The organism is Streptomyces sp. CNB091 (assembly GCF_000377965.1).
This window is the reverse complement of record NZ_KB899000.1, coordinates 163,564-189,407: the sequence shown is the minus strand read 5'-3', so window position 1 is coordinate 189,407 and position 25,844 is coordinate 163,564. Positions and strand designations below refer to the sequence as shown.

Annotated in this window: 20 protein-coding genes and 1 pseudogene; 10 read left to right on the top strand and 11 right to left on the bottom strand. The window is 73.0% G+C overall.

The genetic code is table 11. The annotated features are described in order from the left end of the window. Positions 1–111: 111 nt before the first annotated feature. From D581_RS0120390 to D581_RS0120380, 3 genes are all read right to left on the bottom strand, one after another. Positions 112–1,188 carry a sensor histidine kinase gene (locus D581_RS0120390; RefSeq protein ID WP_018959058.1) on the bottom strand — a complete coding sequence of 359 codons (1,077 nt, stop codon included), beginning with the start codon at positions 1,186–1,188 and terminating at the stop codon, positions 112–114. Then, a complete protein-coding gene (locus D581_RS0120385) occupies positions 1,185–1,922 on the bottom strand; it encodes a response regulator transcription factor (protein WP_003966317.1) in 738 nt (245 codons plus the stop codon). The genes D581_RS0120390 and D581_RS0120385 overlap by 4 nt, the downstream gene beginning before the upstream one ends. A gap of 235 nt (positions 1,923–2,157) precedes the next feature. Beyond that, entirely contained in the window at positions 2,158–2,886 is a 729-nt protein-coding gene (locus D581_RS0120380; protein WP_018959057.1) for a spermidine synthase, read from the bottom strand. Positions 2,887–3,240: 354 nt separating this feature from the next. Here D581_RS0120380 and lon point away from each other — a divergent pair, with 354 nt between their 5' ends. After that, complete coding sequence (gene lon, locus D581_RS0120375; protein ID WP_018959056.1) at positions 3,241–5,661, top strand: endopeptidase La; 2,421 nt, start codon at positions 3,241–3,243, stop codon at positions 5,659–5,661. A 102-nt stretch (positions 5,662–5,763) separates the two neighbouring features. Here the strand turns inward: lon and D581_RS0120370 are convergent, their stop codons facing one another. Further along, the gene (locus tag D581_RS0120370; RefSeq protein ID WP_018959055.1) at positions 5,764–6,516 is read right to left on the bottom strand and encodes a polysaccharide deacetylase family protein; all 753 of its coding nucleotides are present in this window, start codon (positions 6,514–6,516) and stop codon (positions 5,764–5,766) included. A 369-nt stretch (positions 6,517–6,885) separates the two neighbouring features. Between D581_RS0120370 and D581_RS0120365 the strand changes: the two genes are divergently transcribed. After that, positions 6,886–7,368, top strand: coding sequence for a MarR family winged helix-turn-helix transcriptional regulator (locus D581_RS0120365; protein WP_018959054.1), 483 nt, complete (start codon positions 6,886–6,888; stop codon positions 7,366–7,368). 21 nt (positions 7,369–7,389) lie between these two features. On the opposite strand, the gene D581_RS0120360 is transcribed toward D581_RS0120365, so the two are convergent. Further along, complete coding sequence (locus D581_RS0120360) at positions 7,390–8,184, bottom strand: protein phosphatase 2C domain-containing protein (protein WP_018959053.1); 795 nt, start codon at positions 8,182–8,184, stop codon at positions 7,390–7,392. Between the two features lie 363 nt (positions 8,185–8,547). Between D581_RS0120360 and D581_RS0120355 the strand changes: the two genes are divergently transcribed. The 5 genes from D581_RS0120355 to D581_RS0120335 all read left to right on the top strand — a co-directional run bounded on the left by D581_RS0120355 (position 8,548) and on the right by D581_RS0120335 (position 14,693). Next, positions 8,548–11,859, top strand: a complete 3,312-nt coding sequence (locus D581_RS0120355; RefSeq protein WP_018959052.1) for a nitrate- and nitrite sensing domain-containing protein — start codon at positions 8,548–8,550, stop codon at positions 11,857–11,859. Continuing rightward, entirely contained in the window at positions 11,856–12,347 is a 492-nt protein-coding gene (locus D581_RS0120350) for a roadblock/LC7 domain-containing protein (protein WP_026290733.1), read from the top strand. The genes D581_RS0120355 and D581_RS0120350 overlap by 4 nt, the downstream gene beginning before the upstream one ends. After that, positions 12,344–12,760, top strand: a complete 417-nt coding sequence (locus D581_RS0120345) for a DUF742 domain-containing protein (RefSeq protein ID WP_003966308.1) — start codon at positions 12,344–12,346, stop codon at positions 12,758–12,760. The genes D581_RS0120350 and D581_RS0120345 overlap by 4 nt, the downstream gene beginning before the upstream one ends. Next, positions 12,741–13,391, top strand: coding sequence for a GTP-binding protein (locus D581_RS0120340; protein ID WP_018959050.1), 651 nt, complete (start codon positions 12,741–12,743; stop codon positions 13,389–13,391). Before D581_RS0120345 ends, D581_RS0120340 begins: the two co-directional genes overlap by 20 nt. A gap of 66 nt (positions 13,392–13,457) precedes the next feature. Then, a complete protein-coding gene (locus D581_RS0120335; protein WP_018959049.1) occupies positions 13,458–14,693 on the top strand; it encodes a styrene monooxygenase/indole monooxygenase family protein in 1,236 nt (411 codons plus the stop codon). Positions 14,694–14,758: 65 nt separating this feature from the next. Here D581_RS0120335 and D581_RS0120330 read toward each other — a convergent pair whose 3' ends face one another. From D581_RS0120330 to D581_RS0120310, 5 genes are all read right to left on the bottom strand, one after another. Continuing rightward, on the bottom strand, positions 14,759–16,120 hold the full coding sequence (locus D581_RS0120330; RefSeq protein ID WP_026290732.1) for an NlpC/P60 family protein: 1,362 nt from the start codon (positions 16,118–16,120) through the stop codon (positions 14,759–14,761). 171 nt (positions 16,121–16,291) lie between these two features. Then, the gene (locus D581_RS0120325; protein ID WP_018959047.1) at positions 16,292–19,075 is read right to left on the bottom strand and encodes an outer membrane protein assembly factor BamB family protein; all 2,784 of its coding nucleotides are present in this window, start codon (positions 19,073–19,075) and stop codon (positions 16,292–16,294) included. Positions 19,076–19,178: 103 nt separating this feature from the next. Then, the gene (locus tag D581_RS0120320; RefSeq protein ID WP_018959046.1) at positions 19,179–19,466 is read right to left on the bottom strand and encodes a hypothetical protein; all 288 of its coding nucleotides are present in this window, start codon (positions 19,464–19,466) and stop codon (positions 19,179–19,181) included. A 4-nt stretch (positions 19,467–19,470) separates the two neighbouring features. Beyond that, positions 19,471–20,247, bottom strand: coding sequence for a TetR/AcrR family transcriptional regulator (locus D581_RS0120315; RefSeq protein ID WP_018959045.1), 777 nt, complete (start codon positions 20,245–20,247; stop codon positions 19,471–19,473). A 112-nt stretch (positions 20,248–20,359) separates the two neighbouring features. Beyond that, positions 20,360–21,295 carry an AurF N-oxygenase family protein gene (locus D581_RS0120310; protein ID WP_018959044.1) on the bottom strand — a complete coding sequence of 312 codons (936 nt, stop codon included), beginning with the start codon at positions 21,293–21,295 and terminating at the stop codon, positions 20,360–20,362. 253 nt (positions 21,296–21,548) lie between these two features. On the opposite strand from D581_RS0120310, the gene D581_RS0120305 reads away from it, so the two are divergent. The 3 genes and pseudogenes from D581_RS0120305 (at position 21,549) to D581_RS0120295 (ending at position 24,649) form a co-directional block, all read left to right on the top strand. After that, positions 21,549–22,661 carry a ferritin-like domain-containing protein gene (locus D581_RS0120305; RefSeq protein ID WP_018959043.1) on the top strand — a complete coding sequence of 371 codons (1,113 nt, stop codon included), beginning with the start codon at positions 21,549–21,551 and terminating at the stop codon, positions 22,659–22,661. A 91-nt stretch (positions 22,662–22,752) separates the two neighbouring features. Further along, positions 22,753–23,643: pseudogene (locus tag D581_RS1000000138660) on the top strand (ADP-ribosylglycohydrolase family protein). Positions 23,644–23,758: 115 nt separating this feature from the next. Then, the gene (locus tag D581_RS0120295; protein ID WP_018959041.1) at positions 23,759–24,649 is read left to right on the top strand and encodes a hypothetical protein; all 891 of its coding nucleotides are present in this window, start codon (positions 23,759–23,761) and stop codon (positions 24,647–24,649) included. A gap of 67 nt (positions 24,650–24,716) precedes the next feature. Here the strand turns inward: D581_RS0120295 and D581_RS0120290 are convergent, their stop codons facing one another. Then, a complete protein-coding gene (locus tag D581_RS0120290) occupies positions 24,717–25,820 on the bottom strand; it encodes an amidase (RefSeq protein ID WP_026290731.1) in 1,104 nt (367 codons plus the stop codon). Positions 25,821–25,844 lie beyond the last annotated feature (24 nt).

Here is a 25,844-nt window from a genome sequence, read left to right as displayed (position 1 = left end):
CGGGTACGCAGGACCGAGGATACGGCCATCCGGCCGCATCCCTTTGAGGCCCCTGCTGGCAGGACACGGGTGAACGTGCCCTTCCGGTTCGACCCTATGTCAACCGCGCAGTCAACCGCGCGGCTCGGGGATTCCCGGGAGGGTGACCTGGATGCGGCAGCCCTTCGCGGATTCGGCCACCCCGATCCGGCCGCCGTGCAGATCGACCGCCCAACGGGCGATGGCGAGACCCAGCCCCGTACCGCCGTCGCTTCCCGGACCGTGCGGGGAAGGCGCCTGGCCCCGGTTGAAGCGCTCGAACACCCGGTGGCGCTCCGCCTCCGGGATCCCGGGTCCCTCGTCGACGACCTCCAGCTCCAGCGACTCGGGACGGTTCCCGCGCCGCGCGCGCACCGTCACCCGGCCGTGCGGCGGGCTGTGCTTGACCGCGTTGTCGATGAGGTTGGCGACCACCTGGTGCAGCCGCTCGGCGTCCGCGTGCGCGGTGAGCTCCGGCGGCGAGACGTCCAGATGCAGGTGGACGTCCGTACGGGAGTGATTGCCCGAACCCGACGACAGACGTCGGTGGGAGGCGGCCAGATTGGCCTCTTTCAGTACGCCCGACAGATAGGGCCAGACCTCGAAACGGCGGGCCTTGAGCGCCACCACCCCGTTGTCCAGCCGCGACAGGTCCAGCAGCGTCTCGACCAGCCGGCCCAGCCGCTCCGTCTGCTGCAGCGCCGTGCGCATCGTCTCCGGATCGGCGGCGGACACCCCGTCCACCACGTTCTCCAGCACGGCTCTCAGCGCCGCGATGGGGGTGCGCAGCTCATGGCTGACATTGGCGACCAGCTCTTTTCGATGCCGGTCCTCCGCCTCCAGATCGTCCGCCATGCGGTTGATCGTCTGCGCCAGGTCCCCCAGCTCGTCCCGCCGCCCGGCGCCGCTCACCCGGCGGGTGTAGTCGCCGTGCGAGATGGACCGGGCCACCGCTCTCATCTCGTCCAGCGGCGCGGTCAGACCGTGCGCCACGAACTGGGTGATCAGCAGCGTGGCGATCACCGAGAACACCGTGATGAAGCGGAACTCCGTACGGGTCCGCAACGCGACGATCAGCAGCCCCGTGGTGATGAACACCGAGATCACGACGAGTGTGCCGAGCTTGGCCTTGATCGAGAAGGGCCGCAGTCCGGACCCTGGCCGCGTCATGGCGCGGGAGTCTCCAGGGCGTAGCCCACGCCGTGCACGGTACGGATCCGCTCCGCGCCGATCTTCCGGCGCAGCGCCTTGATGTGACTGTCCACCGTGCGCGTGCCCGAGGCGTCCGCCCAGTCCCACACCTCGGCCAGCAACTGCTCCCGGGAGAGCACCGCGCGCGGGGTGTTGGCGAGACAGACCAGCAGGTCGAACTCGGTCGGCGTGAGGTGGACGTCCTCGGCGCGCACCCGGACCCGGCGCTGCGCGTGGTCGATCTCCAGCTCACCCAGACGCAGGATTCCGCTCCGCGGGGTGACGGCGGCCAGCGCGGCCCGCTCCACCCGGCGCAGCAGCACGTGCACCCGGGCGGCCAGCTCCCGCATGGAGAACGGCTTGGTCATGTAGTCGTCGGCGCCGACCCCGAGCCCGACCAGCATGTCGGTCTCGTCGTCGCGCGCGGTGAGCATCATCACCGGTACCGGGCGCTGCGCCTGTACGCGGCGGCAGACCTCCAGGCCGTCGAAGCCGGGAAGCATGATGTCGAGCACCATCAGGTCGGGCTGCCAGGCCTCGGCCGCGTCCACGGCCGCAGGGCCGTCCAGCGCGGTCTGCACCAGGAAGCCCTCCGCCCGCAGCCGGGCGGAGATGGCGTCGACGATCGTGGGGTCGTCCTCGACCACCAGCACCCGGCGCTGAGCCCCCGGGGTGGCCGCGACGCCGTTGTGGGTGGTGTGTGTCTGTTCCATCGCCCCGCCCCTGCCCGTTCTCGCGGGAGCCATTCCCCCGGAGGCACGGTTTTCGCTCGTGGATTTCGGTGGGTGATCCCGTGTGCCGGTCAGCAGCGTAAAGGCAGCGGAGGGCTCCCGGCTACGCAGGGTGTTGCCCCGGACGTGCGCGTCCACGCCGACCGGGCGGCCGGATCGTCGGCCTTGTGCCGGTTGACCCGTGCCACCGCCGGTCCGCGCATACCGGGAGGGGGGTTCAGATCGCCCGAAGTGCGAGATGGACCACGTCGGGCACACCTCGGGCAACGGCCACCTCTTCCGTCCGAACCCCGCTGAACCCGGCATTCCGCAAGGCCTGTTCGAAGGCCGGCGACGGCTGCGCGGACCAGACGGCCAGCACTCCGCCCGGGGTCAGCCGGTCGTGGCAGTGCGCCAGTCCGGCGGGGGAGTAGAGGCTGCCGTTGCCCTCCGTGACGGTCCAGTCCGGCCCGTTGTCGATGTCCAGGCACAGGGCGTCGTAACGCTCCGTGCTGGTACGGAGGTGGGCGACGAGATCCGTGTGGAGGATCCCGGTCCGGGGGTCGGCCAGGGCCGGCTCGGAGATCCGGTCCAGCGGCCCGGCCAGGTGCCAGTCCACGATCGCCTGCTCCCGCTCCACGACCACGATCCGGCCCCAGCGCTCCTCCTCGGCGGCCCGCACCAGCGAGAACCCGACGCCCAGGCCGCCGATCAGCACCGAGGGGCCGGTCCGCGAGGCGGGCAGGGCGGCCAGCGCGGCGTCGATCAGCAGCCGCTCGGAGCGCCCGTCGGAGGTGTCCATCAGGAAACAGCCGTTGGCGATGATCTCGAAGTGCTCCCCGCGCTCCCGCAGCACGACTTCGCCGAAGGGGCCCTCGCGGCGGTCGAGGACGACGGGGGCGCCGGCGGAACGCGTCGGCAACGGGTCGGGGGCGGGCATCGCACGCATCGGGGGCATCGCGGGCATCGTGGGGCTCTCCGGTCTCCGGTCGTGGCAGTCGGTGTGTCCGTCATCCTGGCCCGCCGCCCGGGCCGAGGGCCAGCGGGTTCCCTCTTCCGGGGATGCTTCCGGGGATGCCTCCGGGGACGCTTCCGGGGATCTTCGGGGGATGGGGAACAACGGTCCGCCCGGTGGCGCTCCCGTATGCGGAGGACCGCCCCGGGGGCCGACCGCCGAGAGGGCGGTGAAAGACGGTCCGGTGTCGACGTGGGAGCGGCTCGAAACGGCCTGATCGCTCAGAGCGAACAAGCGGTGGGGAACATTCGGCGGCTCAGGAGCATTGAGTCCACATAGCTCAACTTGCCTGCCGAAGGGGAGATCATGACTAACGAGTCCGAGGCGTTCACACCGATCGACCTGCCCGTGCTGCCGCTCGACGACGAGGTCGTCCTGCCCGGCATGGTGGTACCGCTCGACCTGTCCGACACCGAGGTGCGCGCCGCCGTCGAGGCCGCGCAGGCCGCCGTCCGTCCTGGTGGGGGCAAGCCCCAGGTGCTGCTGGTCCCGCGGATCGACGGGACGTACACGGGGACCGGTGTCCTCGGCACCGTCGAGCAGGTCGGACGCCTGTCGGACGGCGACCCGGGCGCCCTGATCCGGGCCCGCGACCGGGTCCGCATCGGCGCCGGGACCAGTGGGCCCGGCCGGGCGCTCTGGGTCGAGGGGACCGTGCTCGAAACCGCCGCCCCCGACCCCCTGCCCGGTTCCGCCGCCGAGCTGGTCAAGGAGTACAAGGCGCTAGCCACCAGCTGGCTGAAGAAGCGCGGCGCCTGGCAGGTCGTGGACCGGGTCCAGCAGATCGACGACCTCTCCGCGCTCGCCGACAACTCCGGATACTCGCCGTTCCTCACCACCGCCCAGAAGGTCCAGCTCCTGGAGACCGCGGACCCGATCGCCCGGCTGAAGCTCGCCATCCAGTGGCTGAGCGAGCACCTCGCCGAGCAGGACGTGGCCGAATCGATCGCCAAGGACGTCCAGGACGGCGTCGACAAGCAGCAGCGCGAATTCCTGCTGCGCCGCCAGCTGGACGCCGTGCGCAAGGAGCTCTCCGAGCTCAACGGCGACCCGGAGGACGAGTCCGACGACTACCGGGCCCGTGTCGAGGCCGCCGACCTCCCCGAGCACGTCCGCGAGGCCGCGCTCAAGGAGGTCGAGAAGCTGGAGCGGTCCAGCGACCAGTCGCCCGAGGGCTCCTGGATCCGCACCTGGCTGGACACCGTCCTCGAACTGCCCTGGACCGAGCGGACCGAGGACGCCTACGACATCCGCGGCGCCCGGGAGATCCTGGACGCCGAGCACGCCGGCCTCGCCGACGTGAAGGAACGCATCACCGAGTACCTCGCGGTGCGCAAGCGCCGCGCCGACCGGGGGCTGGGCGTGGTGGGCGGCCGCCGCGGCGGCGCGGTGCTGGCCCTCGTCGGCCCGCCCGGCGTCGGCAAGACCTCCCTCGGCGAGTCCGTCGCGCACGCCATGGGCCGCAAGTTCGTCCGCGTCGCGCTCGGCGGTGTCCGGGACGAGGCGGAGATCCGCGGCCACCGGCGTACGTACGTGGGCGCGCTCCCCGGCCGTATCGTGCGGGCCATCAAGGAGGCCGGTTCGATGAACCCGGTCGTCCTGCTCGACGAGATCGACAAGGTCGGCTCCGACTTCCGGGGCGACCCGGCCGCCGCCCTCCTGGAAGTCCTCGACCCGGCCCAGAACCACACCTTCCGCGACCACTACCTGGAGGTCGAGCTCGACCTCAGCGACGTGGTCTTCCTCGCCACCGCCAACGTGCTCGACGCCATCCCGGAGGCCCTGCTCGACCGCATGGAGCTGGTCCGCCTCGACGGCTACACCGAGGACGAGAAGGTCGTCATCGCCCGGGACCACCTGCTCCCGCGCCAGCTGGAGCGGGCCGGCCTGGAGAAGGACGAGGTCGCCCTGGAGGAGTCGGCGCTGCGCAAGCTGGCCGGCGAGTACACCCGCGAGGCGGGCGTACGGAATCTGGAGCGGGCGGTGGCCCGGCTGCTCCGCAAGGTCGCGGCTCAGCACGAACTGGGCGACCGCGAGCTGCCGTTCGCGGTGACCGACGCGGACCTGCGCGGCCTCATCGGCCGGCCGCACCACGTGCCCGAGTCCGCCCAGGACCCGGCAGAGCGCCGCACCGCCGTGCCCGGCGTGGCCACCGGACTCGCGGTGACCGGGGCGGGCGGCGACGTCCTCTTCGTCGAGGCGTCGCTCGCCGACCCGGAGACCGGGGCCTCCGGACTGACCTTGACCGGTCAGCTCGGGGACGTCATGAAGGAGTCGGCCCAGATCGCGCTGAGCTTCCTGCGTTCGCACGGCGCGGAGCTGGAGCTGCCCGTCGCGGACCTCAAGGACCGGGGCGTGCACATCCACTTCCCGGCGGGCGGCATCCCCAAGGACGGCCCGAGCGCCGGAATCACCCTGACGACCGCCCTGGCCTCGCTGCTCTCCGGACGCCTCGTCCGCACGGATGTGGCGATGACCGGTGAGGTGTCGCTGACCGGGCGGGTGCTGCCGATCGGGGGCCTCAAGCAGAAGCTGCTGGCCGCCCACCGGGCGGGCATCACGACCGTGGTGATCCCCCAGCGCAACGAGGCCGACCTGGACGACGTCCCGGCCGAGGTGCTGGAGAAGCTGGACGTCCACCCGGTCACCGACGTCCGCCAGGTGCTGGAGATCGCCCTCGCCCCGGCCTCCGCCCGGGTGGAGGACAGGATCCCGGCCGCGGCCTGACCGCCACGCTGTGACGGGCGCGGCGGCAGGCACGCGACCGGTACGGACGGCCCGCTTCCCGAGTCAACGGGGGCGGGCCGTTCCGCGTGCCGCGCGGGCCGGTCAGGGGCGGTAGATCGTGCCCGGCTCCGGCACGGCCGGGGCCATCAGCTCGGGGACGGTCACGAAGGTGTAGCCGTCCTTCTGGAGCGCGTCGATGATCCCGGGCACGGCGGGGACGGTGCCCTTGTAGATGTCGTGCAGCAGGATGATGCCGTCCTTGCTCGCCTGGTCCAGGATCCGCTTCTTGATCAGCGCGGAGTCGTTCGTGGAGTAGTCCTTGGCGGTGGCGCTCCACAGGACCTGGGAGAGTCCCAGGTCCTTGCTGATGTCCGAGACCGTGTCGTCGGTGCGGCCCTGCGGCGGGCGCATCAGCCGGGGCTTCTTGCCGGTGATCTTCTCGATGGCCAGCTGCGTCTTCTCCAGCTCGGCGCGTATCTCGTCCGGCTTCTGGTCGGTCAGCACCTTGTGCGTCCAGGTGTGGTTGGCGACCTCATGGCCCTCGTCCTCGATGCGCTGCACCACGGCGGGGTACTTGATGACGTGGTGCTTGCCCAGCAGGAAGAAGGTGGCGTGCACCTTCTTCTCCTTGAGGATGTCCAGCAGTTCCGGCGTGTCCTTGCCCGGACCCGCGTCGAAGGTCAGGGCGATGCACTTGGCCTTGCGGCAGTCCACCGGCCCGAACGAGCCCTTGGCGTCGGAGGCCGCCTCGCCACGTGCCGAGCCCGGCGCCGTGGTGTCCATGGAGCAGCCGCCCAAGGTCAGTGTGAGCGCCGTCACCAGCGCCGCGGTCAACCCCATCTTGGACAACGGCATCTTTCTGGGCACGACACATCACTCCTCTGTGCGGGAAATCCCGCACAGGTGTGCGGTACGCCGAGGACTATACATAACGTGTATACATGGGGTGTATAGAGGGGGCATAGTCCTCCTCGACCGACAGCCCGTCGACCGGCGGTCGCGTTGTACCGGGCCACCCACGGGTGGTGGCGCCGAAGCCCGCGATGCTGGCGGTGCACTCCTTCCGCCCGCCGCCCGCCGCCCGGCTGAGGCCGTGACGCGGGGTGCGGAAGCGGGCCGGGCCGCCGCTGTTGGTCTACTCCTGCGAAATACTGGCCGAACTGCGGCGTCGACCGGTCGCGGAGGAAACTTTCATCGGCAGGAAACCGTACGAGGGGTACTGACGTGCGCGGGAACGACAGCGAGCCGGAGCCGGGCGCGACGGACGGAAGTGGTGTGGACCACGAATTTCTGGCACTGGAGCGGGAGTTGGCCGTCTTCCTGCGCCGGGCGCGTGCCACCTCGGGGGATATGGCCCGGGAGGTCCACCCCGAACTGGAGCCCGCCGCCTACGGTCTGCTCGTCCGTCTGGAGGCGGCGGGCCGGCAGCGGGCCACCGAACTGGCCGCCTACTTCGGCGTCGGCAAGGCCACCATGAGCCGCCAGCTGCACTCCCTGGAGAACCTCGGACTGGTGGCCCGCGAACCCGACCCGGCCGACGGGCGGGCCTGGCTCGTCCATCTCACCGACGACGGCCTGGCCCGCTTCCGCAGCGTCCGGGACGCCCGCCGGGGGCGTTACGTGCGCAAACTGGCCGACTGGGACCGGGCCGAGGTCGCCGAGCTGGCCCGGCTCCTGCACCAGCTGAACGCCCGCGCCGAGAGCTGAGCCGCCCGCCGCCGGCCGTGCTCAGCCCAGCTCCACCAGGAGCGCTGTGGCGTCGTCGTGCGTCTTGCCGTGCCGCAGCCGTACGCGCCCGGCCGCCACGTCGGCGTCCTCCAGCTCCCGCACCCGGTCGATCAGGCCCTGCGGCCCGGCCTTCCGCAGCAGCCCCAGCGCCTCCGTCCAGTCGCCCTCGCCGAATACCTCCGTCCACCGGGTCGCGCCGTCCGTGAGCGCGGCGAGGGCCCGGACGCCGGCTGCCGGGGTGCTGCCCGTCACCGCGCGCGCCGCCACCGACGGATCGGCGGCCGCGGTGAAGAAGCCGCCCTCCTTGTTGCGCACCGTGGCATCGGCGATCTCGTTCGAGGCGAGCGAACCCGGCGGCAGCCGGTCCAGCCGGTCGTCAAGGACGGCCCGGACCGCGCCGTCGGGGGACTCCAGAAGCAGGGCCGAGTCGGAGAGCACCAGGTGGTCGATCACGCGTTCGTCCCAGCGGGCCAGCACCACGGTCGCCTGAGGCGTACGTACGTGAGAAAGGTCACAGGTGGCTCGATGCGTGTCGGCTGTACGGGAGATGGCCTCGGCCAGGACCTCGGTCAGGGGCAGATCCGGGCGGGAACCGGACAGTTCCACCAGCGCGCCGCCGAGCCGTGCGGTGAACCACGGCACCGAGTGCACACAGCCGTCGTCCCCCGGCGGCGGGGTGACGCCGTCGAGCACGACCAGCACACCGCCCTGGCCGGAGGCGGGGAGGACCCCGGAGGCCCAGTCCTCGTTGGGGCGTTCGGGGCTTCCGGGCGCGGTGGCGAGTTCGATGCGCATGCCGCCAGTCTGCACGAGCCCTTCACCTCCTCGTCACGCCACCGGAAATGGCCTGTACCAGCAGGTCAACGCGGGCGCGCGAGGCGGAAGGGGCGACTCCGGACCGATGCGGGCGGGCATCCTGCCAAAGGCGGAGCGGAAGTTCCACCCCGCGGTCCACGCATGGTCAGGGGCGCACCAGGGGAGACTTGTTCGCCAACTCAAGAGTGATGTTCACTCCTTCGAGTGGCGGAGCGGTTGATGCGCGCCCCCCTCTCAAAAGCGCTGGAATGGTCAGAAGCCGTACCAGGAGCGGGGCGACCTTCCATGTGACCGTGCGTCACCTCTGCTTCAAGGGTGGACGAGTCAAGATTGCGAGCACCGGTGCAGAAGAAGCGGCCGCGGAGCAAGGGCACGACGCGCGACGGTTCCGGGGCGACGCCTCCGGCACCCGGCGTGGACAAGCGGACCGTGCGGGTGCGCAGCCGACTGGTCGCCGGAGTCGCGGTCGTCGGCGTCATCGTCATAGCGGCGGGCGCCCCCGCCGTGCTCGGGGCCTCCGCCGATCTGACCGAGTCCCAGCGGCTGGTCACCCTGGCCGAGCTGAACCAGCAGGCGGTCACCCTCGGGCACTCCCTCGCCGACGAGCGCGACGCCATCACCGCGTACATCGCCGACGGCCGCGACGAGAAGGATGACGACGGCGCGAAGAACCGCACCGCCCGCACCACCCGTGTCGACCAGCAGATCGACGAGATCCACGACGCGGCCTCCGCGGCCCTGCGCCGCGACCTCTCGACGGTTCCCTCGCTGCGCCGTGAAGCGCTGACCGGCAAGGGGTCGGCCCTGGAGGCGCACCAGGCGTACTCCGACGTCATCGCCAAGCTGCACGGCATCGCCGCCGAACTGGCGGAGAAGACCCCGCCGCGCGCCGCCGACGCCACCCGGGCCCCGGGGACCCTCGGCAGCGCGTCCGAACAGGCCTCCGCCACCCGCGGGCTCCTCCTCGCCGCGCTCGCCGTGCCGAGCCCCGAGCCGACCACGCAGCCGGACCCCTTCACCGGGCTCCCCGTGGCGACCCAGGACGAGGGCGACACCCGGGCCGGCCGCGAACGCGACGAGCTGAGCGCCGCGGCCCAGCAGGCCCGCGTCCGGGAGCTGGCCGCGCTGGCGGACTTCGACCAGGCGGCGGACCCGGAGGCCCGCGACAAGCTCTCCGCCACCGTCACGGGATCCGAGGTCAACAACGCGGAGAAGTACCTCACCCGCCTCACCGACCGCCCCGAGCTGTCGGAGGCGGAGCGCAGGATCAGCCCCAAGAAGCTGGAGGCCGCGCTCTCCGCCCGCGTCGACCGGATGCGCAGCGTCGAGTCGGCCCTGACCACCGGCCAGGTCCAGCGCCTGGAGGGCCTCCGCGACGACGACGTCACCGCCCTCGAACTGAGCATCGCCCTGCTCGGCGGCTGCTTCCTGCTCGCCGTCGGCGTCTCCACCGCCGTCGCCCGCACCCTCACCCAGCCGCTCGCCGTCCTGCGTATCGGCGCCGCGCGCCTCGCCGAGGACCCCGAGGGCGCCGAACCGGTCCGCTACACCGGCCGCAACGACGAGTTCGCCCGGGTCGTCCGGTCGATGAACTCCCTGCACGGCAGGCTCACCACCCTCCACCAGGACCTCGGCGGACGCGTCGAGAGCCTCACCGGCGAACGGTCCAAGCTGATCGCCGGCCGCGAGACCCTGGTCACCCAGCGGGCCGAACTCCAGAAGCAGGCCACCGAGCTGGCCACCCAGCTGGAACAGCTGAGGAACACGGTCAACCACACCTTCGTCAACCTCTCCCTGCGCACCCTCGGACTGGTCGAGCGGCAGCTCGGCGTCATCGAGGGCCTGGAGGAGCGCGAGCAGGACCCGGAGCGCCTGGCCACCCTGTTCAAGCTGGACCACCTGGCCACGGTCATGCGCCGCCACAGCGAGAACATGCTCGTCCTCGCCGGCGCCGAGCACGGCCACGGCCACGCCGGGCCGATCCCGCTGGTCGACGTGGCGCGCGCGGCCGTCAGCGAGATCGAGCGGTACGAGCGGGTCACCATCCAGTCCCTGCCGCCGCACGCCCAGATCGCGGGGTTCGCCGCCGACGACCTCAGCCACCTCCTCGCCGAACTCCTGGAGAACGCGACCTCCTTCTCGCCGCCCGACTCCCAGGTCGAGCTGTCCGGCTGGCTGCTGGAGAGCGGCGAGGTGATGCTCTCCGTGTCGGACGCGGGCATCGGCATGTCGACGGTCCGGATGGGCGAACTCAATGCCAGGCTGGCCGACCCGGCCTCGTTCGAGCCGGGGGAGAAGCACATCGACATGACCGGGGCCGGACTCGGTCTTCAGGTCACGTCGTTGCTGGCCGCCCGGCACGGAGTGCGGGTCCAGCTGCGTGAGCAGAAGGGGAGTGGTGTGACGGCCGTCGTCGTGCTGCCGAGCGCCCTGCTGCCCAACTCCCTGCCCGCCTCCTCGCCGCCCGCCGTGCAGCTTCCCGGTGACGCGCCCACGCTCAACCTCCCGGGCTCGGTGGCGGAGGCGAACTCCAACGCTCTGCCCAGCCGTTCACCGCTGCCGTCCTCGGCATCCACGCCCGGTACGCCCGCCGATGCGGACCCGGGGCCGGGGCCGGAGCAGGCAACGGCACCGACTCCGGAGTCCGAGGCGGCGTCGGACCCGGAAGCGGAGAGCGCCCCCGAGGCGGTCACCGAGCTCCTGCCCGCCGTCGACCCGCTGATCGCCGCCGCCGAGCGGACGATCCGCGAGAGCGCGGCGGCCGAGGGCACGGGGCCCGACGAGGACCCGGAAGCCACCGCCGTACCGCCGCAGAAGCAGGAGCAGGAGCAGGAGCAGGGGCAGCGGCAGGAGCAGGACGAGGACGCGCGGCAGCCGGTCGCGGAGCCCGGTACCGGGACCGAAGCAGGTACCGGTACCGGGTCCGAAGCCGGTACCGAGTCCGAAGCCGGAGTCGGGACCCAAGACGGAGTCGGGCCCGAAGACGGGTCCGGAGCCGACCCCGACTCCGAGATCACCTTGCAGGTCCGGCTCCCGAAGCCTCCCCCGGCCCCTGCCGACCCGGCGGCCCCCACGGCTCCGGGCCTCCCGGCGGGAGTGGACACCCCGGCCGTGCCGGGCGCCGCCGACCCGTACGCGATCGGCCCCGACCGCCACGAGCGCCCGGCCGAGACCGCCCCGGGGGACCAGGGCCCGGACGGGCCCGCGGTCCGTCCCGCCCCCCACGCCGAAGCGGCCCCGGCCCCCGCCGACACCGTCCCCGGCCCCCGCCGCCCCGAGGCGGCACGGATCACCGACAAGGGGCTGCCGAAGCGCACGCCCAAGGTGGTCCGGCCCGACGCGACCCCCGCCCCCGGGCGGACCGGCAGCCTGGACCGGGACGCCCTGCGCCGCCGGCTGGGCAGCTTCCACCAGGCGGCCAACGAGGGCCGGCGCGACGTCGAGGCGGAGATCGCCGAGACCGGCGGCATCACCGTCGCCGGCCCCGGGGGCGTACCCACCGGGCGTACGGGGCACGAGACCACCACCGCACACACCACAGGCGCCGCACAGGACGCACCTGGCGCAAGGACCGCACGGACCGCCGAGACCGGCGGCCGGGCGGACGGCCGGAACGAAGAGACGGGGGACACAGTCGAGGAGGCACGCAGTTGACTGCGCCCAGCACGTTCGGGCTGAGTACCGAAGCCCGGAACCTTCACTGGTTGCTGAGCAATCTCGTGGAGGAGGTGCCAGGGGTCCACTCGGTCACCGTCGTCTCGTCCGACGGCCTGATGCTGCTCTCCTCCGACCCCGGCCATCTGACCGCGAAGGCGGCCGGACCGGCCGCCGGGACGTCGGACGGGCCCAGAGGCTCCAGCGCCGACCTGGCCACGATCGTCTCCGGCATCGGTTCGCTGACCGTCGGAGCCGCGAAGCTGATGGACGGCGGCGGCGTCAAACAGACGATGGTCGCCATGGACGAGGGCAGCGTCTTCGTCATGTCGATCAGCGACGGCTCCCTCCTCGGCGTCCACGCCGCCCCGGACTGCGACATGAGCGTCGTCGCCTACCACATGGCCCTCTTCGTCGGCCGGGCCGGACACGTACTCACCCCCGAACTCCGCAGCGAGCTGCGCACATCGATGGAGAGCGCCCTGTGACCACCGCCGCCGCAGAACCCGCCCCCCGGCTCCCCGTCCGCGGTGCGGACAAACGCCCCGCCCGGGTCCGCCCGTACTCCCTCACCGGCGGTCGCACCCGGTTCGGGCACGTCCTGCTGGTCGAGACGTTCGTCGCGGCCCTCGAAGCACCCGACGAGCGCCGCGAGCTCACCAACGGCAACCTCGCCTCGCGCGTGATGCCGGAGCTCCGGGCCATCGTCGAACTCTGCCGCCGCATGCGTACGGTCGCGGAGATCTCGGCCCTATTGAAGATGCCGCTCGGAGTCGTCCGGGTGCTGCTCAGCGACTTGGCCGACCAGGGAAAGATCCGCGTGTACGGAACCGGCCACGGCGCCGGTCAGCCCGACCGCGCACTGCTCGAAAGGGTGCTCAATGGACTCCGCCGTCTCTGAGGCGCCGCTCTTCGCCCCGCGCCAGCCGGGGCCCCGGGAACAGGCCGAGGAGTCCCTTCAGGCCTGGCAGCTCGACCACACCCGCGCGCCCACCGCCACCAAGATCGTGGTGGCGGGCGGGTTCGGCGTCGGCAAGACGACGTTCGTCGGCTCGGTCTCCGAGATCACGCCGCTCCAGACCGAAGCGCTGATGACCCAGGCCAGCGAGGAGACCGACGACCTCTCCGCGACGCCCGGGAAGACCACCACCACCGTGGCCATGGACTTCGGCCGGCTCACGCTGGAGGACGACCTCGTCCTGTACGTCTTCGGCACCCCCGGCCAGCAGCGCTTCTGGTTCATGTGGGACGACCTGGTGCGCGGGGCGATCGGCGCGGTCGTCCTCGCCGACACCCGGCGGCTGGAGGACTGCTTCCCCGCGCTCGACTACTTCGAGAGCTGCGAGCTGCCGTACATCGTGGCCGTCAACCACTTCGAGGGGACGCCCGGTTACGAGGCGGAGGACGTCAGGGAGGCCCTGACCGTACCCCCGCAGGTCCCGATAGTGATCATGGACGCTCGTAACAGGATCACGGTCGTCGAGTCGCTGCTCGCCCTGGTGGGCCACGCTCTCGACGCCACCCCCGTCTGAGGGCGGTCCCTCGGACCTCCTCCAGACCTCCAGACCTCCTCGAATCAGAGACAACGGAGAGCCGCGATGCGGAAGATACTCATAGTCGGAGCCGGCCAGTCCGGGCTCCAGCTGGCCCTGGGGCTGCAGTCCAGAGGCTACGAAGTCACCCTGATGTCCAACCGCACCGCCGACGAGATCCGCACCGGCCGGGTCATGTCGACGCAGTGCATGTTCCACACCGCGCTCCAGCACGAGCGGGACTACCAGCTGAACTTCTGGGAGTCCCAGGCCCCGAGGATCGAGGGCCTCGGCGTCTCCGTCGCCGCCCCCGACTCCTCGCGCGCCATCGACTGGGTCGGCAAGCTGGACGGCTTCGCCCAGTCCGTCGACCAGCGCGTGAAGATGGCCGGCTGGATGGAGACCTTCGCCCAGCGCGGCGGGCAGCTCGTCATCCACGGGGCCGCAGTCTCCGACCTGGACTACTTCTCCCGGACCTACGACCTGGTGATGGTCTCGGCAGGCAAGGGCGAGCTGGTCTCCATGTTCGGCCGGGACGCCGCCCGTTCACCGTTCGACGCCCCGCAGCGCGCGCTGGCCGTCGCCTACGTCCACGGCATGGGCCCGCGCCCCGAGCACCCGGAGTTCGACGCGGTCCGCTGCAACCTGGTCCCGGGCGTCGGCGAGCTGTTCGTCATGCCGACGCTCACCACCTCCGGCCGCGCCGACATCCTCTTCTGGGAGGGCATCCCGGGCGGGCCGCTCGACGCCTTCCAGGGCGTCAAGGACCCCTCCGAGCATCTGGCGAAGACGCTGGAGCTCATGGAGAAGTACACGCCCTGGGAGTACGCCCGCGCCACCAAGGTCGAGCTCACCGACGCCAACGGCACCCTCGCCGGCCGCTACGCCCCCACGGTCCGCAAGCCGATCGGGCGGCTGCCCGGCGGCGGCCTGGTCCTCGGCGTCGCGGACGTCGTCGTGGCCAACGACCCGGTCACCGGCCAGGGCTCCAACTCGGCCTCCAAGTGCGCGAACGCGTACCTGGACTCGATCGTCGAGCACGGGGAGAAGGAGTTCGACGCGGTGTGGATGCAGTCCACGTTCGACCGTTACTGGGAGACCGCGCGGCACGTCACGAAGTGGACCAACGCGATGCTCGGCGTCCCGCCGGAGCACGTGCTGAACCTGATCGGCGCCGCCGGCGAGCTCCAGCCCGCCGCGGACCGCTTCGCCAACGGGTTCGACAACCCGGCGGACTTCGAGAACTTCTTCTACGAGCCGGAGAAGACCAACGCCTACCTGGCCTCGCTCACCGGAGCCTGACCCACGAACGCCCTCGGCGGCCGGACCCGCACCGCCGGTCCGGCCGCCGAGGTCTGCCGTACGGCCTACAGGGCGTCCGGCGCCGCGTCCGTGCCGTACCCGGTGTCCGCGCCGTCGCGAGCGCCCTTCGGCAGCTCAGGGGGCGTGTACGTGGACAGCGGGGCGCCCCCGGGGTCGGGCCGGACCGCGCCCAGCAGCGGGTTCGACGCGAGCGGCGAGACCTTGACCTTGGTGCCGGGGCGGGGTGCCTGCACCACCAGACCGTTGCCGATGTACAGCGCCACGTGGGTCGCCTTCGGGAAGTAGATCACCAGGTCGCCCGGGCGGAGCGCGGAGACCGGCACCTTCGGCAGCCGCTTCCACTGTTCCTGCGAGGTGCGCGGGATCGCCCGCCCCGCCGCCGACCAGGCCTGGGACGTGAGCCCCGAGCAGTCGAAGGAATCGGGGCCCTCCGCCCCCCACACATACGGCTTGCCGATCTGTTGGACCGCGTACGCGACGGCGTCGCCGCCCTGCCGGGTGGGCGGCCGGGTGGAGCTGAGCGCCCCGGAGGCCACCAGGTCGCGCTGCGCCTCGTCCACGCCCCGCTGTTCGAGAGCGGCGAGCTGGGTCATCTGCTCCTCGGAGAGCGTGGCCAGCAGCCCCTCGACCTCCTTCAGCTTCCCGCGCACCGCGTCGCGCTGCTTCTTCTGCCGGTGGGCCAGCTTCTTCTGCTGGTCCAGCGCCTTGCGGGAGGCGGCGGCCAGCTCGTCGGCCCGCCGGGCGGCGTCGGTCAGCCGGTCCACCGTCGCCGCGCGGTTCGCGGCCAGCCGCCCCACGACATGGGTCTGGTCCAGGGCCCGCAGGGGATCACGGGACAGCAGCAGCCGGAGGTAGGCGGAGAACTCGGTACGCCCCTGGTACTGCTCCCGGGCCAGCCGCCCGGCGTCCCCGCGGCTGCGCTCCAGCGCGGCCCGCGCCTTCGTCAGGTCCGCGGTCACCTTCTTCACCTGCGCGGTCCGCTGCTTGAGCTTCTCCTCGGTGGCGTTGTAGGTCTCGCTCGCCTCCTCCACCGCCTGGTAGCGGGTCCGAAGCTCGCGCAGCAGGGCGGCGACGCTCCTGGGCGCCTCGGGCGCGCCGAGAGCGGTCTCGGCGTCGACCTCCGCCGCGTCGGCCTCGGCGTCGGGGCCGGTCTCGTCGGTTCGGGCGTCGACCTCCGCCGGGTCGGACGCGTCGGACTCGTCGGCTTCCTCCGCCGGGCCGGACGCGTCCGACTCTTCCACCGGGTCGGACGCGTCGGATTCCTCCGGTGCGTCCGGCCCGGCGGTTCCGGAGGCATCCTCGGACGGTACGGGGCCCGGCGCGGCCGGCGCGGCGGTGGCGGGGGAGACCGTGAGCGCCGCGGCCAGCGCGGTCGTGCAGACCACGCGCAGGAGTCTGCCTGACACGACAACACCTCCGTGACGGAGACGTAGCCCGGCTACGGGCTCGTCCATACATGGGCGAATCCGATAATCCGGTCACGTGGTGTCAGGTGATGCAAGCACCGGGCGGCGCGCCGACCGGGGGACCCCCCGGACGGCAGGGGTGAGAGTGAAAGAGGTCGGACGGGCCGGGCCTCAGGCCACCGGGAAGGCGTAGAAGGCCCTGTCCCGCTGGACGACGACGGTCTCCCCGGCGGCGAGCGCCCGGTACGACGCCCTCACCGTCGCCCCCTTCGGATCGGCCGACCCGATGTCCTGGAACTTCCACAGCCGCTCGCCGTCGGCCGCCGAGAACGCCGTGACCTGGACGGCGTCGGCGGCGATCAGGGTCTTCTCGCTGCCGCTGAGCGTGAGCGACGGGGCGTTCCCGATGCCCGGCACCTCCGTGGAGCGCCGCCACACGAGCCGGCCGCTCCCCCGTTCCACCGCGCCGACCAGCCGGCTGCGCTCGGTGGTGTGGATCAGGGACCCGGCGACCAGCGGGGTGCCGAACACCGAGCCGTCGCTGCCCTCGACGCGCCACAGCGGCTTCGTCGTGTCCGTCTCGAAGGCTTGGAGATCCCTGCCGACCGCCGTGTACAGCGACCCGTCCTCGTCGCCCGCCGTGGCGGCCTCGGGCGAGGCCGCGCCGTACTGCTTGGTCCACAGCAGCTTGCCGGTCTTCTGGTCGAACGAGCGGACGGAGCCCTTCCTTTTGGCCGCCCTGACCTCGGCCGCTGTCAGGCTGACCGCGTCCTGCCGTACGAGGACGTCGGCGGAGCGTTCCACGATCACCCGGTAGGCGGGGGTGCCCGGCGCGCGGCCCGCGGGCACGGGAGTCCGCCACAGCTCCTTGCGCCGCACGATGTCGTACGCGAAGAAGTAGGCCCGGACGACCTCCTTGTCCTTGCCCTTCTTCTTGCCCTTCTTCGGCTTCGGCGCCTTCACGGTGACCGTGTGCGAACCGGTGAACCAGATGACCGGCCCGGAGCTCCCGGCCAGCCGCCCGACGGCGAGGCCCGGCAGGTCGCCGAAGGCGTCCGTGTAGCGCTCACGGTGCGCGACCTCGCCGTTCTCCGGGGACAGCCACAGGAACTCCGTCGGGCTCGCCACGAAGACCAGATCGGCGCCCGCCGCCAGCGCGGCCTGCCCCTTCGCCGCGTCCGCGCGCTGCCACAGCCGCTTGCCGGTGCGCAGGTCCACGGCGCTCGCCTGGCTCTCGCTGGTCATCACGAGGAGCTTGTCCCGCCATACGGCGGTGGTGAGCGGGGGCGCCTCGGAGGCCGGGTGCGCGTAGATCCAGCGCGGCTCGGGGGGCTGCCCGGGGAGCGTGCGGCGGGGCTTCGGGGCGGGCTTGTCGTCCGTCGCCACCGCGGTGTCCCCGGACCCGAGAGCGGCGACCGAACCGCCGCCCACGATCAGCCCGCCGACGGCCGCCGCCGCGATGGTCAGCAGGGTCCGGCGGCTCGCGGCGGGGTCGGGCGCCGGGGCCGGCGCGGGAGGCAGCGGCAACGACACCATCGGGCCCCCGCCCGCGCCACCGGGACCGGCGGGCCCGGCCGGGAGCGCCGCCGCGGGATACGGGGCGGGTCCGCCGTGCGGGTGGCCCGGCTGCTGCGGGGCGGCGGGCAGGGCGGATCCGGCGGGGAGGGCGGGCGGCAGCGAGTGGGGCGCCGGGACGGGGGCGGCTGCCGGGGGCGCGGTGAGCTCGTGGGGCAGTGCGAGCTGGGTCGTCGGGCGGTCGTTCCGCGGCGGCCGCGGCCCGGTGTTGAGGAAGCGGGTGGTACCCCGGTCCTCCCCGATGTCCCCGCCGCCCGCGGAGACCGGCGCGGCGGGTTCCTGCGACGCGGGCGCGTCCACCGTCGGTGCGGGCAGCGGCGGGGCGTCCTGCGGTTCAGGGGCGGTAGGGGAGTCCTTGGGTTCCCGGGCCCGCTTCGCCTCCGCGGCCTTCTCCGGCTGGGCGCCCTTCTTGGGCCCGGGGGCCCCGGCAGTCCCCTCCGGCCCGTGCTCCGGGCCCTCCTCCGGCACCTCCAGGGCCAGGACCCGCGCCTCCTGGTCCGCGACCGCCGCCGCGAGCCCTTCGGGGAGCCAGCCGCCCCGGGCGAGGCCCGCCGCGCCCTCCAGGGCCAGTTCGGCGGCGACCGTGCCGGCCGTGGGCCGCTCGGCCGGGTCCTTCGCCAGGCAGTTGGTGATCAGCTCCCGCAACGCCTTCGGTACGGCGTCGAGTTCGGGCTCGTCCCCGGCGATCCGGCGGGCGGCCTCCTCGGCCGGGCCCTCGGTGAACGGGGTCGTCCCGGTCGCCGCGTACGCCAGCAGCAGCCCCAGCACGAACAGGTCGGAGGCGGCGGAGACCTCCTCGCCCTCGATCTGCTCGGGCGTCAGATAGCCCAGCCGCACCGAGAGCTGGCCGCCCGGCCCGGCCTGGGCCGAGGCCGCCGCGCCCAGCGGGCCGAAGGCGGTGAGGCGGGGTCCGTCGGCGGCCAGCAGCACCGTGCCGGGGGCCAGCCCCTGGAGCACGGCCCCGGCGGCATGCACCCGGGAGAGGATCTCGGCGATGCCCGCGCCCAGTATCCGCAGGGCCCGCTCGTCCAGCGGACCGGCGATCCCGATCGCCTCCGCCAGCGGCAGCGCGGGGACGTAACCCGCCGCCGTCCACAGGGGTTCCGGCCCCTCCGCCTGGGCCTCCGGCTCCTCGCCGGTGTCCAGGGGCGCGGCCACCCAGCCGCCCGCGAGGCGTTCGGCGGTGCGCGCCTCGGCCTGGAAGCGGCGGCGGTACGCCGGTACGCCGGCCAGCTCCGGGCGCGCGGCGGTGATGAGGGCCACCTCGCCGGTGGCGGTGTCCCGCGCCACGTACCGCACGGCGCTCGCGCCTTCGTGGAAGCGGGCCAGCGCGGTGAAACGGCCGAAGCGGCGTGGATCGTCCTGACGCAGCGCCTCCATGGCGCACCCCCCTAGTGACCGTCCTACGGCGGCCGGGTGACCCGTCCTCCGGCGCCTGACCGTCGATCTTAGGGCCTGGGCCCCACGGGCGGTCGCCCGCCGCTCAGTCGCGGTCCGGGGTGCGCGGGGGAGTCTTCGACCAGGGCCACTTGAGGGTGCGGTGTTCGCGGCCCCCGGGGGCGTACTCGTACACCCAGCCGCGCTGGATCCCGAGCCGCTTGGTGTAGCCGGCCGGGACCCGTTGGTAGGCGTACACGGTGGCGGGGCCGCCGTCGGGCGAGGGCACCGGGACCTCGTACCACTTCGGCGGATGGCCGGTCGGGCCGAGCAGGACCGGCAGGACCCGGCCGTCCAGGGGGCCGCCTCGGAAAGGGGTGTTCTCGCTCTTCACCCGGTCAGTCTGACGCAGCGGCGGCGGGCAGCAGGTGCGCCGCCTTTGCGACGACCGGAATCACCCGTTCCGCCAGCTGTCCGGCCGGTCCGTCCGAGGTCTCCAGGGCCAGCAGCTCGTTCACCACCGCCGCGGTCTCCGGGTCGGTGGCGGCGGTCGCGGCGAGCAGGGCGATCAGATGGTCGACCAGCCAGCCGCGCAGCTCGGCCGCGGCCGGCCGCTTCCCGTCGTCCAGCCAGATCAGCGAGGCCGCCTCGACGGCGGCGATCCAGCTGCGCACCATCATCCGCAGCCGCGGCCCGGCGGGCTGCTCCCCGGCCCCGCCCATCCGCCCCAGGTGGCGCAGAATCTCGTCGGCCGCCGCCCGCCGTACCCCGTCCACGATCGTCGTGGTGCGGGAGGTCTCCACGACGCTGCCGCCGCGCAGCAGGGCGCTGAACCCGGTGTCGTGCTCGTCGACGAAGCGCAGGTAGCGGTCGAGCACCCGGGCGACCCGCTCGGTGGGCGGGCCCACCGGCGGTTCGGTGAAGCACAGCGTCAGCTCGTCGGCCGCCGAGCCGAGCGCGGCCTCGTACAACTGCTGCCGCCCGCCCGGGAAGTAGCGGTAGACGAGCGGCCGGGAGACCCCGGCCGCCACCGCCACCTCGTCGAGCGAGACCTCGTCGGGCGCCCGGTGGGCGAAGAGGCCGAGCGCGGCGAGCAGCAGCTGGGCGCGGCGCTCCTCGACGCTGAGCCTGCGGTACGTCGCCCGGGGCGGCGGGACTGCGGCGGTGGAGGTCATGCCACCGACCCTAAGGCCTCTCGTTCGGATGGTGGCGGTCGTTCGGAGGGTGCCGGGCCCGCGGGCCCGGCGCTCCCGGTGCGCACGGCTTTCGTCTCCGTCCGCACGGCTGTCAGGCCAGCAGCCCGGAGCCGCGCCACAGCCGGCGGCCGACGCCGTTCAACAGCCCGATGTCGTCGAAGAAGTCGGTGAGCCGCTTCGCGCCGGACTGCATCACCTCCGCGCGGTGGCCGCTGGCCCGCACCTGGGCGACGGCCTCACGGCGGTCCAGGCCGACGTTCTCGTACACCTGCGGGTTCACGAAGCAGATGGAGAAGACCCGGGCCGCCTCGCCGCAGCTGACCTTGGTGAGTTCCCGCTCCCAGCGCGGGGCGGTCACCATCTGGCGGCGCAGCTCCTCGCGGGCGTACCGGACGTGCCGGGCCTCCTCGATCACATGGATCCGGGTCACACCGCGCACCAGGGTCTGCACACGGTCGTCCGGGAAGGTCAGGCGCTGCATCCAGTCGAGGATCTCCTCACCGAGCAGGGTCGCGGCGAACGAACCGGGGGTGGTGGAGACGGTCTTCAGGACCCGCGCGAGGTTGTGGTAGACGCGCGGCACCGCATACGTCGGGGCGCCGCCCCAGTCGATCATGCGGCCGAACATCATCGAGTGCCGGCACTCGTCGGCTATCTCCGTGAGCGCGTAGCGGACGTGGTTGCTGGTCACCGGCTTGTCGTAGACGTGCCGGACCAGCAGCTGCATCAGGATGATCTCGAACCAGATGCCGAGCGAGGCGAGCGCGGCGCCCTCGTGCCGGGAGAGGTCCAGGCGCTGCTCCTCGGACATGCGGTCCCACAGCGGGGTCCCGTACAGCGACAGCAGTTCCGGCGGCCAGAACCACTTGCCCTGCTCGACGGCCGCGTCCCAGTCGAGTTCGGTGTCGGGGTCGAAGGAGTGCTTGGCCGAGGATTCGAGCAGCCGCAGGGCGACCTGCTCGCGGTCGCGGAGCGGGCCTAGTGCGTCGCGGAGCACGGTGGCATCGCGAGCGGTGACGGGTGTCATGGCGGGAGCACCTCACACGAGGGTTGCCGGGAACGGATGTTACCGGCGGTCACCTCTTATGAGACTGTCTGTCAGCAAGGCCGTCAATCCCTTGGACGCGACTCGGTACGACTTGTTGACCGACTGTCTACCAACGTGTGAACCTGCCGGGGAGGCGGCCGGCGCATCTGCTCGCGCGCACTCAACCGCCTTCGGCGTCACGGAACTTGCCCATCCCCATCAGGTCGAGCCAGTCGAGGCGAAGGAGCCGTCCGTGTCCACCCATGACCTCTACACCACTCCGCCCACCGAGCCGGTCTGGCAGGTCCCGGCCACCGGAGCCGCCCGGTTCAGCTGGGACTACGACGACGGCCGCGAACGCCTCCTCGCCCTCTACCAGAAGGGCAAGGACAAGCAGTGGGACGGCGACAAGCGCATCGACTGGTCGCTGGAGGTCGACCCCGCCGACCCGCTCGGCACCCCCGACGAGGCGCTCACCCTGTACGGCACCCCGCACTGGGCGAAGATGACGGAGAAGGACCGGGGCGAGCTGCGCAAGCACTACACCTCCTGGCAGTTCAGCCAGTTCCTGCACGGCGAGCAGGGCGCGATGGTGTGCGCGGCGCGCATCGTGGAGTCCGTCCCCGACCTGGACGCCAAGTTCTACTCCGCCACGCAGACCATGGACGAGGCCCGGCACGCCGAGATATACGGCCGCTTCCTGCACGAGAAGATCGGCATGCTCTACCCGGTCAACGACAACCTCCAGGGGCTGCTGGGCGACACCCTGCGCGACTCCCGCTGGGACATGCCCTACCTCGGGATGCAGGTCCTGATAGAAGGCCTGGCGCTGGCCGCCTTCGGGATGATCCGCGACACCACGACCAAGCCGCTGCCCAAGCAGATCCTGGCGTACGTGATGCAGGACGAGGCCCGGCACGTCGCCTTCGGGCGGATGGCGCTGCGCGACTACTACAAGCAGCTGAGCGATGCCGAACTCCGCGAGCGCGAGGAGTTCGTCATCGAGGGCTGCTACCTGATGCGCGACCGGCTCAGCGGCGTCGAGGTCCTGGAGAACTTCGGCATCGGCAAGCAGGAGGCGACGGACCTCTCGGAGCACTCCGAGTTCCTCCAGCTCTTCCGCAAGCTCCTGTTCAGCCGGATCGTCCCGTGCGTCAAGGACATCGGCCTGTGGGGCCCGCGGCTCCAGAAGGCGTACGTCGACATGGGCGTCCTCGAACTCGGCGACTCCGACCTCGACCTGCTGATGTCGAGGGACGAGGAGATAGCCGAGGAACTGGACCGCGAACGCTTCGCCGCCGAGGAGGGGGCCCGGGTGGCGGAGGTAGCGGAGGCGATCGAGGAGGGCGCGGCCGACGCCGCCTGAGGGGTCGCGGGACGGTGCGGTACGGCACCCCGGGGGCTGGGAGGCCGATAAGGGATGTACGCCACCGGGCCCCGGCCGTCACTATGCGGGCATGACGACGAACCCGCCCGCAGCCACCGCCGCCGGTCGCGCCGCCGCCCGCCGCAGCCTCGAATCCCTCGCGCTCGGCGACGCGTTCGGAGAGCGCTGGTTCCCGCTCTTCCGCGAGCCCCGGCAGGCCGCGAACGAGATCCGGGCCCGCCGCACCCCGCCGGAGCCCCGCTGGCACTGGACCGACGACACGGCCCCAGGGCCGCTCCCTCGACGAGCACGGCCACGTCGACCAGGACCACCTGGCCCTCTGCTACGCCCTGGCCTTCGACGCCGACCAGGCCCGCGGCTACGGCCACGGCATGCACCTCCTGCTGCCCCGGCTGCTTCAGGCCCCGGCCGACTGGCGCACGCTGGCCCCCGAACTCTTCGACGGCGGCAGCCTCGGCAACGGCGCGGCCATGCGGGTCGCGCCGCTCGGGGCCCGGTTCCACGAGGACCTGGACCATGTCGCGGGCCCAGGCCGCGCTGTCGGCGGAGGTCGCCCACGCCCACCCGGACGGCATCGCGGGCGCGGTGGCCGTCGCGGTGGCTGCGGCGCTCTCGGCGCGTGGCGAACTGACGCTGGACGCGGCGAGCCGCGCGGACGCCCGAAGGGCCGGTACGCGACGGAGTGCGGCGAGCCGCGCGGACGCCCCTCACCACGGAACCGTGGAGGGCCGCGGACCTCCTCGGCAACGGACAGCGCATCCGGGCCGACGACACCGTGCCCTTCGCGCTGTGGACCGCCACCCGCCACGGGGACGACCTGGAGGCGGCGCTCTGGGCGACCGCGGAGGGCCTCGGCGACGTCGACACCACGTGCGCGATCACCGGGGGCGTGGTCGGGGCGGCGACGGGGACGGCCGGGGCGCCGGAGGACTGGCTGCGCAGGCGCGAGCCGTTGGGCTGAGGCGGCGGCCCGGAGCGGCGGGAGGGGGCCGGCTGCTCAGGGCCGACGCTCTCGACCTGATACCGATACCGGACGCATCGAAATTCCGTTCGCAAACGTGTCGTACGGTGAGCGCATGACCACCCCGCCGCACCCGCCGCAGGGCCCGTACGGGCCGCCGCCCCCGCAGAACCCCTACGGCCAGAACCCCTACGGCGCGCCGCCGGCCGCGCCCGGGTCCGTGCCGCAGCAACCGCCCTACGGCTACCCGCAGCAGCCCCCGGCGCCGCCCCAGCAGCCCGGCTGGGGGCAGCCCGGCTGGGGGCAGCAGCCCGGCATACCCGGCGGGGGCGGCCCCGCCGCTGCCGGGTGGCCGCCCCACGGGCCGCAGCCGCCGCGGAAGAAGCGGGCCGTACTGATCGTCGGGATCGTGGCCGGCGCGGTCCTGGCGGCGGGCGGAATCACCTACGGTGTCTCCCAGCTGTTCGGGAAGGCCACCGACGCGGCGTTCCCGGAGGCGGAGTACCAGCTCGTTCTGCGGCAGGAGTTGATGGATGGGGAGTTCACCCTGGCCCAGGACCTGTCGTCGAGCGAGGGCAAGAAGATCGAGGACATGTACGACCCCGCCGTCCGGGACGCGAAGGCCGTTGTCGGCCAGTACAACTCCGCCAAGGGCGGAGTCCTGGTGATCTCCGGGATGTACGGGCGGTTCACGGAGCCGGAGGCCATGCCAGGCAAGATGATGAAGGGCGGGGCCGAAGGCAAGGGCGCGACCGTCGCCGTCCCCCCGAAGGAGTTCACCCCCGCCGGTCACGACATCACGCTGAAGTGCCAGGTGCTCCAGTCGAACCAGAACGGCGTCAGGGCGAACATCCCGATGTGCGCCTGGGGCGACGACAACACCGGGGCGTCCGTGGGGATCATCCGTCCCGAGACGGCCCTCAAGGACCCCGAGGCGATCGACCTGGAGGCGGCGGCGGCCGAGACCGCCGAGATTCGCGAGGAGATCCGCCGGCCGATCGGCTGACCCGTCGCGGTCCGGGTGTGGGCCGCGGCTTCCCTGCCCGCCCTGCCGCCCCTCCTTGTCAGCCCCGTCAGCGCCCCCCGGCGGTGGGCGGCATCGGTGCGGCGGGCAGGGCGTCCTCCACCGCGCGGGCCGCGGCGAGCAGGCGGACGTCCGCGCCCCGCGCCGCCGCCAGTTGGAGCCCCACCGGGCAGCCGTCCCCGGTGAACCCGGCGGGCAGACTCGCCGCCGGATGCCCGCTCAGGTTGAACGCCCAGGTCAGCGCCGTGGAGTAGAGGTTCCCCGGGCCCTCGTGGCCGTGCGGCCGGTTCGGGGTGGCCGGGGTCAGCAGCAGGGCCCCGTCGGCGAGAAGCCCCGCCAGCCGCTCGTCGTTCGTCCGCCGCACCCGCACCGCGTCCGGGGCGTCGGGCGAGCCGCCCCGTATCGCCGTCCAGGCCCCCACCGGGTCGAGCAGCGCGGCCTCGCGCCCCAGCAGGCGTACGGTCCCCGCCGCGACGAGCCGGTCCACCGCCGCCCGGACGACGGCCGCCACCTCCGGGTCCACCTCCGCGTATCCGAGGTCCTCGCTGTACACGGCGGGCAGCGGCAGGGCGGGGGCGGCGACCGGTTCGTACCCGTCCAGCACCTGGCGCAGATACGGCTCCGCCGCGGCCGCCGACCGGGCCAGCACCCCGGCCGAGGCCAGCCCCGACCGGTCGGGGGAGGGGAGCAGCCCGTTCGTCGTCTTCAGCCCGAACACCCCGCACCAGGCGGCCGGAATGCGGACCGACCCGGCCCCGTCGCTGCCCGTCGCCAGCTCCGCCATCCCCGTCGCCACCGCGACCGCCGACCCGGCCGAGGAGCCGCCCGGAGTACGGTCCGCCCGCCACGGGTTGACCGTGCGGCCGTGCGCGCCCAGGCCCCAGGTCTGCCAGTGGGTGCCGTGCCCGGGCACCGAGGTCGCACCGACGGGGGCGCCGCCCGCCGCGATCAGCCGTCGGGCCGCGAAGGACCGGATTCCGGAGGGGCCCTTCACCGCGAACGGCAGCCCGCCCAGAGGCAGTCGGTGCGCCACGGCCTCCCGTTCCCGGGTGAGCGCCCCGTCCGGCCAGACCTCGATGAACGCGTGCAGCGCCGGGTCCAGCCGGCCGATCCGCTCCAGGGCCCGCGCCACCGCGGAGGTCGTCCGTGTCATGGGCCCAGTCTGCCGGTGCGCCGC

Bases quoted from the DNA above. Each gene is read 5' to 3' on its own strand.
- D581_RS0120370 (WP_018959055.1), bottom strand. From the start codon at position 6,516: ATGCCGTTGTCCAAGATGGGGTTGACCGCGGCGCTGGTGACGGCGCTC.
- D581_RS0120390 (WP_018959058.1), bottom strand. From the start codon at position 1,188: ATGACGCGGCCAGGGTCCGGACTGCGGCCCTTCTCGATCAAGGCCAAG.
- D581_RS0120385 (WP_003966317.1), bottom strand. From the start codon at position 1,922: ATGGAACAGACACACACCACCCACAACGGCGTCGCGGCCACCCCGGGG.
- D581_RS0120380 (WP_018959057.1), bottom strand. From the start codon at position 2,886: ATGCCCGCGATGCCCCCGATGCGTGCGATGCCCGCCCCCGACCCGTTG.
- D581_RS0120290 (WP_026290731.1), bottom strand. From the start codon at position 25,820: ATGACACGGACGACCTCCGCGGTGGCGCGGGCCCTGGAGCGGATCGGC.
- D581_RS0120295 (WP_018959041.1), top strand. From the start codon at position 23,759: ATGACCACCCCGCCGCACCCGCCGCAGGGCCCGTACGGGCCGCCGCCC.
- D581_RS0120360 (WP_018959053.1), bottom strand. From the start codon at position 8,184: ATGCGCATCGAACTCGCCACCGCGCCCGGAAGCCCCGAACGCCCCAAC.
- lon (WP_018959056.1), top strand. From the start codon at position 3,241: ATGACTAACGAGTCCGAGGCGTTCACACCGATCGACCTGCCCGTGCTG.
- D581_RS0120340 (WP_018959050.1), top strand. From the start codon at position 12,741: ATGGACTCCGCCGTCTCTGAGGCGCCGCTCTTCGCCCCGCGCCAGCCG.
- D581_RS0120315 (WP_018959045.1), bottom strand. From the start codon at position 20,247: ATGACCTCCACCGCCGCAGTCCCGCCGCCCCGGGCGACGTACCGCAGG.
- D581_RS0120335 (WP_018959049.1), top strand. From the start codon at position 13,458: ATGCGGAAGATACTCATAGTCGGAGCCGGCCAGTCCGGGCTCCAGCTG.
- D581_RS0120325 (WP_018959047.1), bottom strand. From the start codon at position 19,075: ATGGAGGCGCTGCGTCAGGACGATCCACGCCGCTTCGGCCGTTTCACC.
- D581_RS0120310 (WP_018959044.1), bottom strand. From the start codon at position 21,295: ATGACACCCGTCACCGCTCGCGATGCCACCGTGCTCCGCGACGCACTA.